The organism is Sphingobium sp. TA15 (assembly GCF_037101235.1).
Lineage (GTDB): Bacteria > Pseudomonadota > Alphaproteobacteria > Sphingomonadales > Sphingomonadaceae > Sphingobium > Sphingobium indicum.
On the sequence record NZ_AP025355.1, the window covers coordinates 1,435,460 to 1,449,963 of the forward strand.

The following is a 14,504-nucleotide window of genomic DNA, read 5'->3' on the forward strand; positions in this document are numbered from 1 at the left end:
CATGACCCTGCCTGCTCCCTCGCCCGACGATCCCGCCTATCTTCAGGGGCTGAACGAACCCCAGCGGGAGGCCGTGCTCTCGACCGAGGGGCCGGTGCTGGTGCTGGCGGGCGCCGGCACGGGCAAGACGGCGGCGCTTACCGCCCGCCTCGCCCATCTGATCGCCACGCGGCGGGCCTATCCTTCCGAAATCCTTGCCGTCACCTTCACCAACAAGGCGGCGCGGGAAATGCGGGAACGCGTCGGCCGCATGATCGGCCCGGCGGTGGAGGGCATGCCCTGGCTGGGCACTTTCCACGCCATCGCCGCGAAGATGCTGCGCCGCCATGCCGAACTGGTGGGGCTGCAATCCAACTTCACCATCCTCGACACGGACGACCAGCTTCGCCTGATGAAGCAGCTTATCCAGGCGGAGGGCATCGACGAAAAGCGCTGGCCCGCCCGCCAGCTCGCCGGCCTCATCGACCAGTGGAAGAACAAGGGCCTGACCCCGGAGGAGATCGGCGCGGGCGAGAGCGAGGGCTATGCCAACGGCAGGGGGCAGAAGCTCTATGCCGCCTATCAGGCGCGTCTTCGGGACGTGAATGCCTGCGATTTCGGGGACTTGCTGCTGCATGTTCTGACGATATTGAAACGTCATCGGGATGTGCTGGAAAGCTATCAGCAGCGCTTCCGCTATATCATGGTGGACGAATATCAGGACACCAACTCCAGCCAGTATCTGTGGCTGCGCCTGCTCGCCCAAAGCAGCAAGAACATTTGCTGCGTCGGCGATGACGACCAGTCCATCTATTCATGGCGCGGGGCCGAAGTCGCCAATATCCTGCGGTTCGAAAATGATTTTCCGGGCGCGAAGATCATCCGGCTGGAGCAGAATTACCGTTCGACCCCGCATATATTGGGCGCGGCGTCAGGGGTGATCGCGGAAAACGGCAATCGCCTGGGCAAGACGCTATGGACCGACATCGACGTGGGCGAAAAGGTCCGCGTCATCGGCGTGTGGGACGGGCCGGAGGAAGCGCGGCGCGTGGGCGAGGAGATCGAATCGATCGAACGCGGCGGCCGATCGCTGGACGAAGTGGCCATCCTCGTCCGCGCCCAGCACCAGACCCGCGAGTTCGAAGACCGCTTCATCCAGATCGGCCTGCCCTATCGCATCGTCGGCGGTTTCCGCTTCTATGAGCGCGCCGAAATCCGCGACGCGCTGGCCTATCTGCGCCTCGTCAACCAGCCCGCCGACGACCTGGCGTTCGAACGGATCGTCAATGTCCCCAAGCGCGGCCTGGGCGACAAGGCGGTGGAAAAGCTGCACCGACTTGCCCGCACGGAGGGCGTTCCGCTGGCCCTCGCCGCCGCCCGCATCCTCGACACGGACGAGATGACGCCGCAGGCCCGCCGCAGCCTGGGCGCCTTTATCGGCGATCTCGCCCGCTGGCGGGACCGCGCCGCGCAGCTTCCCCATGCCGAACTCGCCCGGCAGATATTGGACGAGAGCGGCTACACCGCCATGCTCCAGGCCGAACGGACCGCCGAAAGCGCGGGGCGGCTGGAGAACCTGAGCGAACTCGCCCGCGCCATGGAGGAATATGAGACGCTGGGGGCCTTCCTGGAGCATGTGAGCCTCGTCATGGACAATGAGGCGCAAGCGGACGAGCGCAAGGTCACGATCATGACCATTCACGCCGCCAAGGGGCTGGAGTTCGACACCGTCTTTCTGGCGGGGTGGGAAGAAGGCATTTTCCCTTCCCAGCGCGCCCTTGACGAAGGCGGCCTCAACAGCCTGGAGGAGGAACGCCGCCTTGCCTATGTCGCGATCACGCGGGCGAGGAAATCCTGCATCATCCTGCACGCCGCCAACCGGCGCATCTATGGCCAGTGGACCAGTTCCATCCCCTCGCGCTTCGTCGGGGAACTGCCGCCCGAACATGTGGAGGAGGAAAGCAGCATGTCCGGCGGCGCCTCGCTCTGGCGCGCCAACTGGTCGGAGCGAGCCGATCCCTTCGCCAATGTCCAGCGCGGCACGGGACGCGGCCCCGGCTGGCAGCGCGCCCAGCAGAGCGGGCAGTTCATGAAGGAACCCGTCCGGATCGTGGAAGCCCGCGCATCGGCCGTATCGCTCGGCAACAAGGGCCGCGACGACATGAGCGTCGGTCTGCGCGTCTTCCACCAGAAATTCGGATACGGCACCGTGGCGGAGATCGAGGGCAACAAGCTGGAGATCGACTTCGAAACGACAGGGCGGAAGCGGGTAATGGACAGCTTCGTGCAGCCTGCCTAGCCGTCAATCGGGCATCCACAATGCAGGGGGCGATCTGGTATCGTGAAATGGCGGCGGTAAGGTTAGCGCCCGTATGGGAATGATAAGGATAGGGGTGGAGAGCGGCCATTCCCTTATTCGTCACCCCGGGCTTGACCCGGGGTCCCGCTGCCTTGGACGAGGCGCGCACTCAGACAAGAAAGCGGGACCCCGGATCAAGTCCGGGGTGACGGAAACTTCAGCTATTAGCCAATTCCAGTCGCTTATTCGACCGTCAGCTTCTGGACTTAAACGACCACTGAGGACCAGCCGCAATAACCCAACGACAATGACATCCCCAAAGGCGTCCTATTGCCCAACAGGCGGCCATTTCGCCTGTCCTATCCGCACGGGCCAGCTTACCAGGCTTCGTCTTTGACAGGCTCGATATGCAGGCCCACCCATGAGCGTCAACGGAAAGTAGCGGAAATCAGCCTCCAATCCCGATCGGGTGGAGAAGCTTGCCCATGGCGAGCTCATTCAGATGTTGGTGGAGCCTAGCGGGATCGAACCGCTGACCTCCTGCATGCCATGCAGGCGCTCTCCCAGCTGAGCTAAGGCCCCATCGTCGCGCGGCACATCATACCGCATCCCAATGGATCAGGCCATGTCCGGCATCAAGCCATCGGCCAAATATAGAACACTCCTTGCGTGGCTTTAGAGTGTTAATCGAGGTCACTTGCGACCTCGCCACACCCCTCGCTTGCGCTCGGGAGTTTTTCGGGAAAATGTCCCCCGGACATTTTCTTTTTCCGAAAAACTGGTGGAGCCTAGCGGGATCGAACCGCTGACCTCCTGCATGCCATGCAGGCGCTCTCCCAGCTGAGCTAAGGCCCCGTTTCCAGTGTCGGCGCCGTTTGGGTCCGGCGCCTCGGAGGCCGCTGCCATTAGGTGGCAGCGAACTCCTTGGCAAGCACAAAATTCAATTAATTGTCGTCGTCGCCATCGTCCCCGCCAGCGTCGACGCCCAGATCGTCGTCGCCGCCCAGATCGACGTCATTGTCGGGCGAATCGCCGTCATCATCCACGTCCAGATCCAGGTCCAGATCGTCGTCCGCCGTCTCGATCTCGCCATCGGCGGTTTCGATGACCTTCTTGGGCGCTTCCTCATAGGGCAGCGGCTGCTTCGACTTCAGCACGGGTTCCGGTTCCCAGGCCGTGCCGCAATTGATGCAGGTGACCGGGTCATCCTTGCCCAGGTCGTAGAAGCGCGTGGCGCATTTCGGGCAGGTACGCTTCGTGCCCCATTCAGCCTTGACCATGTCCGGCCTTGTCCTTCTCTTGCGAGTGCTCAAAACAGAAATTACGCGGCACGACAGGGTCGCCCGCGAAGAGACGGCGCCTTGCCATAGCGAAACCGCGCTGTCAAAAGCCGGGCGCATTTTTTCAAGTCTTGCAGACGGATTGACCCGTGACCGCTTCTTCCGACCAGCCGATGCCCCAAGCTCAACCCGCTACCTTCACCGCCGCCTCGGCGCTTTCCGGATCGATCGCCGTGCCGGGCGACAAGAGCATTTCGCACCGTTCCCTGATGCTCTCGGCGCTGGCGGTGGGCGAAAGTCGGGTCGAAGGGCTGCTGGAGGGGGAGGACGTGCTCGCCACCGCCGCCGCCATGCGGGCGATGGGCGCGGACATCCGCAGGGATGCGGACGGCATCTGGCATATCCATGGCGTGGGCGTCGGCGGCCTGCTCCAGCCGGAAAGCGCGCTCGACATGGGCAATAGCGGCACCTCCACCCGCCTGCTGATGGGCCTGATCGCGAGCCACGCCATCACCGCGACCTTCGTGGGCGACGCCTCGCTCAGCAAGCGCCCCATGGCCCGCGTCACCGAACCGCTGTCGCGCATGGGCGCCAGCTTCACCACCAGCCCCGGAGACCGCCTGCCCCTTACCATGCGCGGCGCCTGCCCGGCGGTGCCGCTGGACTATCGCCTTCCCGTGGCATCGGCGCAGGTGAAGTCGGCGATCCTGCTCGCCGGCCTCAACGCCCCCGGCATCACCCGCGTGGTCGAGCCGATCCCCACCCGCGACCATAGCGAACGCATGCTCAAGGGCTTCGGCGCGGACCTCCATGTCGAGGTCGAGGGCGACGGCACCCGCATCGTCACGCTCAGGGGCGAGGCGGAACTCCGCCCGCAGTCGATCACCGTTCCCGGAGACCCCTCCTCCGCCGCCTTCCCGATGGTCGCGGCGCTGCTGGTTCCGGGGTCGAAGGTCGCCATCGCCAATGTCGGCCTCAACGCGACCCGCGCCGGGCTGATCGACCTGCTGCGCGAAATGGGCGGCGACATCCTCGTCGAAAACCCCCGCGAAGTGGGCGGCGAGCCGGTGGGCGATCTGGTCATCACCGCCTCGACGCTCCAGGGGGTGGAGCCGGACCCCGCCCGCGCGCCGTCGATGATCGACGAATATCCGGTCGCCTTCATCGCCGCCGCCCTGGCCGAGGGGCGCAGCACCTTCCGCGGGCTGGAGGAACTGCGCGTCAAGGAATCGGACCGCATCGCCACCATGGCGGCGGGGCTGCGCGCCATCGGCGTGACGGTGGAGGAACTGGAGGACGGCATCGTCATAGAGGGCAGCGGCGGCGCGCTCCTGCCCGGCGGCGGCCCGATCGCCACGAAGCTGGACCACCGCATCGCCATGAGCTTCGCGGTCGCGGGCCTCGTGTCGAAGAAGGGCGTGACCATCGACGACATGCGCCCGGTCGCGACCAGCTTCCCCGGCTTCACCGCGCTGCTGCGCTCGCTCGGCGCATCGGCATGAGGCAGGGGGCATGACCTTCGATTTCGCCAGCGTCATCGGACTGGTCGGCAGCGGCCTGATGGTCCTCGCCTATGCCTACAGCAACATGGCGAAGGTGCTGAACTTCACCCTGTTCAACCTGCTGAATCTGGTCGGCGCGCTGTTGCTGATCTACTCGCTGACGGTTCATTTCAACGTCGCGTCGATGGCGCTGGAAGTCGTCTGGGCCTTTATCGCCCTGATCGGCCTCGCCAAGGCGCTGCGGAAAGGCAAGGCATCATGATCATCGCCGTCGACGGCCCCGCCGCATCGGGCAAGGGCACCATCGCCAAGGCGCTGGGCCGCCATTACGGGCTGCCGGTGCTCGACACGGGGCTGCTCTATCGCGCAGTCGGGCTTGCCGTGCTCAAGGCCAGCGGCGACCCGGACCATGAGGCCGACGCCCTTGCCGCCTGCGATTTCGACGACGCCATGCTGGACGACCCGGCGCTGCGCAGCGAAGCGGTCGGTTCGCTCGCCTCCCGCGTTTCGATCCACCAGAGCGTCCGCCAGGCGCTGGTGAAGCGCCAGCGCGACTTCGCGACCCAGCCTGGCGGCGCGATCCTGGACGGGCGCGACATCGCCACCGTCATCGCGCCCGATGCCGACGCCAAGATCTTCGTCACGGCCAGCGTCCATGTCCGCGCCCAGCGCCGCTATCAGGACGCGCTCGACCATGGTGGCCACCCCGACATGGACAGCCTGATCGCGGACATCCAGGCCCGCGACACCCGCGACATGAGCCGCGACCACGCCCCGCTGCGCGTGGCCGATGGAGCGGACTTGCTCGACACCAGCAATTTGACTATAGACGCCGCCGTCCAGCAGGCCATTGCTCTGGTGGACGCCCAGTTGGAACGTCGGCGACAGGCCTGACGCGAATGCCGGGCGCCGGGGATTCCCAGGCGCCCTTTTCGCTTTTCCACGGGGCGTCGACTCGTCGTGGCCGAACGGATGTGCGCATGGCATTCGGCCCTGCGGACGCTTTGGCCTGAAAGACCACCGGAGACAACCGGTAGGCCAGCAATGACGAGTGAAGGAAACTACCATGGCCTCTACGGCATTCCCTTCGCGCGACGATTTCGCCGCGCTTCTCAATGATTCTCTCGGTGGCGAGGATGGCGGCTTCGAAGGCCGCGTCGTCAAGGGCACCGTTACCGGCATCGAAAACGACATGGCGCTGATCGACGTCGGCCTGAAGTCGGAAGGCCGCGTGCCGCTGCGCGAATTCGCCGCGCCCGGCCAGAAGGCCGAATTGAAGGTCGGCGACGAAGTCGAAGTCTATGTCGACCGCGTCGAAAACGCCCATGGCGAAGCCATGCTGTCCCGCGACCGCGCCCGCCGCGAAGCCGCCTGGGACAAGCTGGAATCCGAATTCACCGAAAACGCCCGCGTCGAAGGCGTCATCTTCGGCCGCGTCAAGGGCGGCTTCACCGTCGACCTGGACGGCGCGGTGGCGTTCCTGCCCGGCTCGCAGGTCGATATTCGTCCGGTTCGCGACGTCACGCCGCTGATGGACATTCCGCAGCCCTTCCAGATCCTGAAGATGGATCGCCGCCGCGGCAACATCGTCGTGTCGCGCCGCGCCATCCTGGAAGAAACCCGCGCCGAACAGCGCAGCGGCCTCATCCAGACGCTGGCCGAGGGCCAGATCATCGAGGGCGTGGTCAAGAACATCACCGATTACGGCGCGTTCGTCGACCTGGGCGGCATCGACGGCCTGCTGCACGTCACCGACCTCAGCTACAAGCGCATCAACCACCCCAACGAGATGATCAACATCGGCGACACCGTCCGCGTCCAGATCATCCGCATCAACCGCGACACCCAGCGCATCAGCCTGGGCATGAAGCAGTTGGAAAGCGATCCGTGGGAAGGCGCTTCGGCCAAGTACCCCGTCGGCGCCAAGCTGTCGGGCCGCGTCACGAACATCACCGAATATGGTGCGTTCGTCGAGCTGGAGCCGGGCATCGAAGGCCTGGTCCACGTTTCGGAAATGTCCTGGACCAAGAAGAACGTCCACCCCGGCAAGATCGTTTCGACCAGCCAGGAAGTCGACGTCATCGTCCTGGAAGTCGATCCCGAAAAGCGCCGCATCTCGCTCGGCCTCAAGCAGGCCCAGAACAATCCCTGGGACAGCTTCGCCGAACGTCACCCGATCGGCTCGACCGTCGAGGGCGAAGTCAAGAACGCGACCGAATTCGGCCTGTTCATCGGGCTGGACGGCGACGTCGACGGCATGGTCCACATGTCGGACATCGCCTGGGGCATTTCGGGCGAGGACGCGCTGGCGCTGCACCGCAAGGGCGAGACTGTTCAGGCCGTCGTTCTGGACATCGACGTCGAGAAGGAGCGCATCAGCCTGGGCATGAAGCAGCTTGAGCGCGGCGGCCCCGCCGCTGGCGGCACCACCGCCGCTGCCGCCGGCCTCAACAAGAACCAGACGGTCACCGTCACGGTTCTGGAAGTCCGCGACGGCGGCCTGGAAGTCCAAGCCGGCGAAGACGGCGCCACCGGCTTCATCAAGCGCAGCGACCTGGGCCGCGACCGCGACGAGCAGCGTCCGGAACGCTTCCAGATCGGTCAGAAGTTCGACGCCATGGTCACGGGTTTCGACCGCGCCAAGAAGCCGACCTTCTCGGTCAAGGCCCTGCAGATCGCCGAAGAAAAGCAGGCCGTGGCGCAGTACGGATCGTCCGACAGCGGCGCGTCGCTGGGCGACATCCTGGGCGAAGCGCTCAAGGCCAAGAGCGAGGGCTAAGCCCTCCTTCGGCATCTAACTTAAGTAATATCGCCCGCCGGAACTTAGCTCCGGCGGGCTTTTTCTATTCCCAAAATGAGAATGACATACCGATATTGGCTGATTGTCACAGGCATGAGGATTCACTATAAATAAACCGGGAACCAGAAGGGGGAGTCTGGAGGACCAATGATACGCTCGGAACTGATTCAGAAATTGGCTGAGGAAAATCCAAACCTCAACCTCCAGGAAGTGGAAAGGATCGTCGATCTTTTCTTCAAGGAAATAGTCGACCGTCTTTCAAGCGGCGGGCGAGTGGAACTTCGGGGCTTCGGCGCCTTTACGACACGGGCGCGCGAGGCGCGCACCGGCCGCAATCCGCGGACGGGCGAACAGGTGCCGGTGGATGCCAAGCGGGTTCCCTATTTCAAGCCCGGAAAGGAAATGCGGGAACGGCTGAACGCCAAGGCTGCGCTCTGATCCAACCACATCCTTGACCTGTGCGTCGTTAGCCTTCAGGGGGTAACGGCCTCAAGCGGACGTGGCGAAATCGGTAGACGCAGCGGACTTAAAATCCGCCTCCCCCTGGGAATGCGGGTTCAAGTCCCGCCGTCCGCACCATGGCGCTTCACGGCGTCATTTTCCGGTTTCGCATGCTTATCGCTGGATATCCGCCGCATTTGTGGCGATGATCGGTCATGGCCGGCGCGATCAATCCACAGAGCTTCAGCGATTCCCTCGTCATATTGGGGGCTGCGGGACTGGTGATCCCCGGCTTTGCGCGCCTCAGGATCAGTCCGGTCATCGGCTTCATCCTGGTCGGGCTGGCGGTGGGACCGTCGGGGTTGGGCGCATTGGTGGGCCAATATCCCTGGCTCTATCATGTCACCATATCCAACAGGGCGGCGATAGAGCCCTTTGCCGAACTCGGCGTCATATTGCTGCTTTTCTCCATCGGGCTGGAACTGAGTTTTCGTCGCCTCTGGACCATGCGAACGCAAGTATTCGGAGTCGGCGCGGCAGAATTGATCGGCGGCGGCACGCTCATTGCACTTGGCCTTTACTTGCTGGGCCAGCCGCCGGCGGGCGCCTTCGGCCTTGGCCTGGCGCTGGCGCTGTCGTCCACGGCGGTCGTCCTGCCAATGGTCGGCACGCAAAACGCCGTCGGCCGCGCGGCCTTTTCCATGCTCCTTTTCGAGGATCTGGCCCTCGTCCCGATCATCTTCATGCTGGGCGCCCTCGCTCCATCCGTCGCCGCCAGCCCGGACGGCCCGTGGGGCGAACTGGCCGACACGCTGGTCAAGAGCGGCATCACCATCGCCGTCATGCTGGTCCTGGGCCGGCTCTTTCTGCCCCATATCTTCAGCCAGGCGGCCCGCACGAAAAGCCCGGAAGTGTTCCTGGCGGCCAGCCTGCTGGTCGTCATCGTCTCCAGCATGGCGACATCCATCGCCGGCCTGTCCCCCATCGTCGGCGCGCTGCTGGCCGGGCTGCTGATCGCGGAAACCGACTATCATGGCGAGGTCGAGGTCATGACCGCGCCGTTCAAGGGGCTGGCGCTGGGCGTCTTCCTCATCACCGTGGGCATGGGCCTGGACGTTCGCGTCATCCTGGCCAACTGGCCCGCGCTCATCCTGGCGGTGGTCGGCGTGGTCCTGGCCAAGACGATCGTCACCGCGGCGCTGCTCTATCTCTCCGGCGCGAGGAAAGGCGTCGCGCTGGAGGTCGGCGTGCTGATGTCCAGCCCTTCGGAAACCACGCTGATCGTGCTGTCCGCGGCGGCGGCGGCCCAGTTGATCCTCCCCTCCACCGCCGCCTTCTGGCAGATCGTGACCGCCATCGGGCTCACCATCACGCCGCTGCTCGCGCGCCTGGGGCATGACATTGCGCGGCGGCTGGAAATGGCGCTGGGCGAGGACACGCCGGAAATCAGCGAAGACCATGCGGAGGCGGCCGCCGTGGTGATCGGCTTCGGGCGCGTCGGCCGCATGGTCTGCGACCTGCTCGACCTGCACAAGCAGCGTTTCATCGTCGTGGAATCCGACCCGGACGTCGTGGCGGAGGCGCGGCGCGGGGGCTATCCCATATTGTTCGGCGACGTGTCGCGCACCGAAATGCTCGACAAGCTCCGCCTCGGCCATGCGCGGGCGTTGATCCTGACGATGGACGATCCCGTCCTGTCGGTCCGGGTGACGAAGCGCGTGCGGGGCTGGGTGCCCGACCTGCCGATCATCGCGCGGGCGCGGGATACCGACCATGCGGCCCAGCTTTATCGCGCCGGGGCCAGCGACGCCGTGCCGGAGACGCTGGAAAGCTCGCTCCAACTGGCGGAAACGGCGCTGGTGGACCTGGGCGTGGCGATGGGGCCGGTGATCGCCTCCGTCCATCAGATGCGGGAGGATTTGCGCATGGGCATCAAGGATGCCGCGCAACTGGAAACCGCGCCCAAGCTGCGCCGGCTGCGGGCCGATGAGGTGCCTTAGGACGGGTCTTGCGGCGGGCTGAAGACCGACCAGCCGGTGCGTCGCGCCAGTTCTTCGAGCGCCAGCGTGCCAAGCTGGCTGTTGCCATTTTCGTTCAGGCCGGGCGACCAGACAGCTATCGAGGCGCGACCGGGCACGATCGCCAATATGCCGCCGCCCACGCCGGACTTGCCGGGAATACCGACGCGAAAGGCGAAATCGCCCGAAGCGTCATAATGGCCGCAGGTCAGCATCAGGGCGTTGATCCGCTTGGCCCGGCTGGACGAAACGACGCGGCCCCCTTCGGGATGACGGCCGTCGAGCATCAGGTAGCGCCCGGCGAGCGCGAGTTGACGGCAACTCATCTCGATCGCGCATTGGTGGAAATAGGTGCCGAGCACCAGATCGACCGGATGCCGGATATTGCCGAAGGCGCGCATATAATGGGCCAGCGCCATGTTGCGAAAGCCGGTGGCCGTTTCCGACGCAGCCACGGTTTCGTTGATGGCGATGCCGTCGTCGCCCGCGAGATAGCGGACGAAGCGCAGCATTTCGCCGATGGCGACGCGGGGTTGATGGCCGCCAAGGTTGACGTCCGCGACGACGACGGCGCCCGCGTTGATGAAGGGATTTCGCGGGATGCCCTGTTCATGCTCAAGTTGGACGATGGAGTTGAAGGCATTGCCGGAGGGTTCCCGCCCCACCCTCTGCCAAAGCTGGTCGCCGACCTTGCCGAGCGCGAGGGTCAGGGCGAAAACCTTGGAGATGGATTGGATGGAGAAGCCCGTGGCGGAATCTCCGCCTTCGATCAGGCGGCCGTCGGCGGTAGCCACGGCGATGCCGAACTGGCCGGGGTCGACCTTCGCCAGTTCGGGGATGTAGCTGGCGACCGTGCCGCGATCTTCCCATGTCGCGGCTTGGGCGACGATGTCGGCGATGATCGCGGGAAGGTCCATGGCTGGCCTCAAATGGCGGGGATGGCTTAGGATGTGTGGGGATTCAGTCCATGGCGGGCTGCAAATAGCGGCTTTCTGCGCTTCCGGTGCTCACGTACTGAATTACGCTGCGCGCCAGTTCTCGAAATCCACTATTTTCGCCGCGCCCTGAACTGAATCCCCACACACCCTAGTCGGTTTTGGAGTTTAACGGGCGCTCAGGGAGCAGGGCATAGCCCGGATCGGGTGGTGTAGGACAGGGGAAATGTGCGGGGCCGTCACGGTCCGCGGGTCTTGACCGTGCTGCCTTCCCTCATTTGTCATGCTGAACTGGTTTCAGCATCCATTTCTCCCCATAAGCCAAGGCTCAAGCCGGAGAAATGGACCCTGAAACAGGTTCAGGGTGACGAATATGGCCAAGGGTCGGAAACCACCCCGGCAATGCGGAAGCGATCAGGCCGGGACGTTGGCGAGGGCGGCCTTGACCGCTTCAAGCGCTGCTTCCGCCTTGTCTCCGTCGGGGCCGCCGCCCTGGGCCATGTCCGGGCGGCCGCCGCCGCCCTTGCCGCCAAGCGCTTCCACGCCTGCGCGGACCAGATCGACGGCGCTGATGCTGCCCACCAGGTCGTCGGTGACGCCGACGGCGATGGTGGCGCGGCCGTCGACCACGGCTAGGATGGCGGAGACGCCGCTGCCCAGGGTCGCCTTGTTCTGGTCGACCAGGCCGCGCAGTTCCTTGGGGTCCAGGCCTTCGATGACCTGGCCGATGAAGTTCACCGCACCGATTTTCTCAGGGCCTGCGGCCTGGGCGGAGCCGCCGCCGCCGAGCGCCAGCGCCTTCTTCGCTTCGGCCAGTTCGCGTTCCAGCTTGCGGCTCTGTTCGACCAGGGCGGCGATGCGGGCGGGGACTTCCTCCGGCGTCGTCTTGAGCGCGGCGGCGGACTGGCGCAGGCGATCCTCGCGGTCGGAGAGCCAGAGGCGCGCCGCCTCGCCGGTCAGCGCCTCGATGCGGCGGACGCCCGATGACACGGCGGATTCCGAGATGATCTTGAAGATCGCGATGTCGCCCGTGGCGCGGACATGGGTGCCCCCGCACAGTTCGACGGAATAGCTGTGCGCGTCCCCCTTCCCCATGGAAAGGACGCGGACCTCGTCGCCATATTTTTCGCCGAACAGCGCCATGGCGCCCGCCTGAATGGCGTCGTCGGGCGTCATCAGGCGGGTCGTCACCGCTTCATTGTGGCGGACCTGTTCGTTCACATCGGCTTCGATGGCGGCGATCTGGCCGTGGGTCAGCGCTTCGGGATGCGAGAAGTCGAAGCGCAGGCGATCCGGCGCGACCAGGCTGCCCTTTTGCGTGACATGCGCGCCGAGCCGGTTGCGGAGCGCCGCGTGCAGCAAATGGGTGGCGCTGTGATTGGCGCGAATGCGGTCGCGGCGGTTGACGTCGACGCTGAGGTGAACCGTATCGCCGACCTTGACGCTGCCGGCGCCGATCTTCGCCCTGTGGGCATGGAGGCGGCCGAGCGGCTTGGCGGTGTCCTCGACATCCGCGACGAGACCGGATTGCGAACTTATGGTGCCCGCGTCGCCCATCTGGCCGCCGCTTTCGCCGTAGAAAGGCGTCTGGTTGGTGACGATCAGGACCGTCTCTCCGGCGGCGGCGCTGTCGAAGTTCACACCGTCCTTCACGATGGCCACGACCTCGCCTTCGCCCTCGGTCGAGCTGTAGCCGATGAACTCGGTGTTGCCGGTCTTTTCCGCGATGTCGAACCAGATTTCGTCCGACGCCTTTTCGCCCGAACCCTTCCAGGCGGCGCGGGCGGCGGCCTTCTGCTCGGCCATGGCCTTGTCGAAGCCCTCGCGGTCGACGCCTAGGCCGCGCGAGCGCAGCGCGTCCTCGGTCAGGTCGTAGGGGAAGCCGTAAGTGTCGTAGAGCTTGAACGCGGTTTCGCCCGGCAGCGTGCCGCCTTCGCTGAGGTCGCCGGTCGCTTCGTCGAGCAGTTTCAGGCCCTTTTCCAGCGTCTGGCGGAAGCGGGTTTCCTCGCGCAGGAGAGTTTCCTCGATCAGCGGCTGGGCGCGGACCAGTTCCTGATAGGCGCCGCCCATTTCGGAGACGAGGCTGCCGACCAGGCGGTGCATCAACGGCTCCTTCGCGCCGATGATGTGGGCGTGGCGCATGGCGCGGCGCATGATGCGGCGCAGGACATAGCCGCGGCCTTCATTGGCGGGCAGCACGCCGTCCGCGATCAGGAAGCTGGTGGAGCGCAGATGGTCGGCGATGACGCGGTGGCTGGCCTTGAACTCGCCTTCGGTCGCGGTCTTCGTCAGCGCGCCCGATTCCTCGATCAGCGCCCTGAACGTGTCGGTGTCGTAATTGTCATGGACGCCTTGCAGCACCGCCGCGATGCGTTCGAGGCCCATGCCGGTGTCGATGCTGGGCTTGGGCAGTTCGCTGACGATCTCGTTCGCTTCCTGCTCATATTGCATGAAGACGAGGTTCCAGATCTCGACGAAACGGTCGCCATCCTCCTCCGGACTTCCGGGAGGGCCGCCCCAGATATGGTCGCCATGGTCGTAGAAGATTTCCGAACAGGGACCGCAGGGGCCGCTGTCGCCCATCGCCCAGAAATTATCCTTGGTAGGGATGCGGATGATGCGTTCTTCGGGGAGGCCCGCGATCTTCTTCCAGAGGTCGAAGGCTTCGTCGTCCGTGTGGTAGACGGTGGCGGTGAGTTTTTCCGCCGGGAGGCCCCATTCCTTCGTCAACAGGGTCCAGGCATGGGTGATCGCCTGTTCCTTGAAATAGTCGCCGAAGCTGAAATTGCCCAGCATTTCGAAGAAAGTATGGTGGCGCGCCGTGTAGCCGACATTGTCGAGGTCGTTATGCTTGCCCCCGGCGCGGACCGACTTCTGGCTGCTGGTCGCGGTGGAATAAGGCCGGGATTCCAGGCCCGTAAAGACATTCTTGAACGGCACCATGCCCGCATTGACAAACATCAGCGTCGGGTCGTTGTGCGGCACCAGAGGCGCGGACGGAACGATGGTGTGGCCGTTGGCCCCGAAATAGTCGAGGAAGGAGCGGCGAATGTCGTTGGTCGAGGTCATGCGGGCGATTTAGTGGGAAGCGCTCCAACGCACAAGCGGGGCTTTTCGTCGTTTATGGGAATATCGGTCGATGGGGTGGCGGAGCGGGATGGGTGGGGGGATAATGGGCTGATGTTGCGCATTTCCCCTCCACCACTCGCTTCGCGAGCGGTCCCCCTCCCCATCTTGCGATGGGGAGGAT

10 protein-coding genes and 3 tRNA genes are annotated in these 14,504 nt (G+C 64.9%); 8 read left to right on the plus strand and 5 right to left on the minus strand.

All coding sequences use genetic code 11. The features are described from left to right. Position 1 precedes the first annotated feature (1 nt). Complete coding sequence (locus Sj15T_RS07210) at positions 2-2,278, plus strand: UvrD-helicase domain-containing protein (protein ID WP_013040422.1); 2,277 nt, start codon at positions 2-4, stop codon at positions 2,276-2,278. Between the two features lie 506 nt (positions 2,279-2,784). Here the strand turns inward: Sj15T_RS07210 and Sj15T_RS07215 are convergent. From Sj15T_RS07215 to Sj15T_RS07225, 3 genes are all read right to left on the minus strand, one after another. Beyond that, positions 2,785-2,860, minus strand: a tRNA-Ala gene (locus Sj15T_RS07215). A 197-nt stretch (positions 2,861-3,057) separates the two neighbouring features. Then, a tRNA-Ala gene (locus tag Sj15T_RS07220) sits at positions 3,058-3,133 on the minus strand. Positions 3,134-3,222: 89 nt separating this feature from the next. Beyond that, positions 3,223-3,558 carry a TIGR02300 family protein gene (locus Sj15T_RS07225; RefSeq protein ID WP_007688826.1) on the minus strand — a complete coding sequence of 112 codons (336 nt, stop codon included), beginning with the start codon at positions 3,556-3,558 and terminating at the stop codon, positions 3,223-3,225. 149 nt (positions 3,559-3,707) lie between these two features. Between Sj15T_RS07225 and aroA the strand changes: the two genes are divergently transcribed. From aroA to Sj15T_RS07260, 7 genes are all read left to right on the plus strand, one after another. Beyond that, positions 3,708-5,060 carry a 3-phosphoshikimate 1-carboxyvinyltransferase gene (aroA, locus tag Sj15T_RS07230; protein ID WP_013040425.1) on the plus strand — a complete coding sequence of 451 codons (1,353 nt, stop codon included), beginning with the start codon at positions 3,708-3,710 and terminating at the stop codon, positions 5,058-5,060. 10 nt (positions 5,061-5,070) lie between these two features. Continuing rightward, positions 5,071-5,322, plus strand: a complete 252-nt coding sequence (locus tag Sj15T_RS07235) for a hypothetical protein (RefSeq protein WP_013040426.1) — start codon at positions 5,071-5,073, stop codon at positions 5,320-5,322. Next, the gene (cmk, locus tag Sj15T_RS07240) at positions 5,319-5,954 is read left to right on the plus strand and encodes a (d)CMP kinase (RefSeq protein WP_013040427.1); all 636 of its coding nucleotides are present in this window, start codon (positions 5,319-5,321) and stop codon (positions 5,952-5,954) included. Before Sj15T_RS07235 ends, cmk begins: the two co-directional genes overlap by 4 nt. Positions 5,955-6,126: 172 nt before the next feature. Then, positions 6,127-7,839: a 30S ribosomal protein S1 gene (gene rpsA / locus Sj15T_RS07245; RefSeq protein WP_007688820.1), complete on the plus strand. Its 1,713-nt coding sequence runs from the start codon at positions 6,127-6,129 to the stop codon at positions 7,837-7,839. A 168-nt stretch (positions 7,840-8,007) separates the two neighbouring features. Continuing rightward, the gene (locus Sj15T_RS07250; RefSeq protein ID WP_007688818.1) at positions 8,008-8,298 is read left to right on the plus strand and encodes an integration host factor subunit beta; all 291 of its coding nucleotides are present in this window, start codon (positions 8,008-8,010) and stop codon (positions 8,296-8,298) included. 55 nt (positions 8,299-8,353) lie between these two features. Further along, a tRNA-Leu gene (locus Sj15T_RS07255) sits at positions 8,354-8,439 on the plus strand. A 77-nt stretch (positions 8,440-8,516) separates the two neighbouring features. Then, positions 8,517-10,301: a cation:proton antiporter gene (locus Sj15T_RS07260; protein ID WP_013040428.1), complete on the plus strand. Its 1,785-nt coding sequence runs from the start codon at positions 8,517-8,519 to the stop codon at positions 10,299-10,301. Here Sj15T_RS07260 and Sj15T_RS07265 read toward each other — a convergent pair. Both Sj15T_RS07265 and alaS read right to left on the minus strand, forming a co-directional pair. Continuing rightward, positions 10,298-11,236 (minus strand): glutaminase, encoded by a 939-nt coding sequence (locus Sj15T_RS07265; protein WP_007688815.1) that lies wholly within the window; start codon positions 11,234-11,236, stop codon positions 10,298-10,300. The genes Sj15T_RS07260 and Sj15T_RS07265 overlap by 4 nt on opposite strands. Before the next feature lie 432 nt (positions 11,237-11,668). Beyond that, positions 11,669-14,323, minus strand: coding sequence for an alanine--tRNA ligase (gene alaS, locus Sj15T_RS07270; protein ID WP_013040429.1), 2,655 nt, complete (start codon positions 14,321-14,323; stop codon positions 11,669-11,671). Between the last annotated feature and the right edge of the window lie 181 nt (positions 14,324-14,504).

Coding starts and splice junctions, on each gene's coding strand:
- Sj15T_RS07210 (WP_013040422.1), top strand. CDS start 2: ATGACCCTGCCTGCTCCCTCGCCCGACGATCCCGCCTATCTTCAGGGG.
- Sj15T_RS07265 (WP_007688815.1), bottom strand. CDS start 11,236: ATGGACCTTCCCGCGATCATCGCCGACATCGTCGCCCAAGCCGCGACA.
- rpsA (WP_007688820.1), top strand. CDS start 6,127: ATGGCCTCTACGGCATTCCCTTCGCGCGACGATTTCGCCGCGCTTCTC.
- Sj15T_RS07235 (WP_013040426.1), top strand. CDS start 5,071: ATGACCTTCGATTTCGCCAGCGTCATCGGACTGGTCGGCAGCGGCCTG.
- Sj15T_RS07250 (WP_007688818.1), top strand. CDS start 8,008: ATGATACGCTCGGAACTGATTCAGAAATTGGCTGAGGAAAATCCAAAC.
- alaS (WP_013040429.1), bottom strand. CDS start 14,323: ATGACCTCGACCAACGACATTCGCCGCTCCTTCCTCGACTATTTCGGG.
- Sj15T_RS07260 (WP_013040428.1), top strand. CDS start 8,517: ATGGCCGGCGCGATCAATCCACAGAGCTTCAGCGATTCCCTCGTCATA.
- cmk (WP_013040427.1), top strand. CDS start 5,319: ATGATCATCGCCGTCGACGGCCCCGCCGCATCGGGCAAGGGCACCATC.
- Sj15T_RS07225 (WP_007688826.1), bottom strand. CDS start 3,558: ATGGTCAAGGCTGAATGGGGCACGAAGCGTACCTGCCCGAAATGCGCC.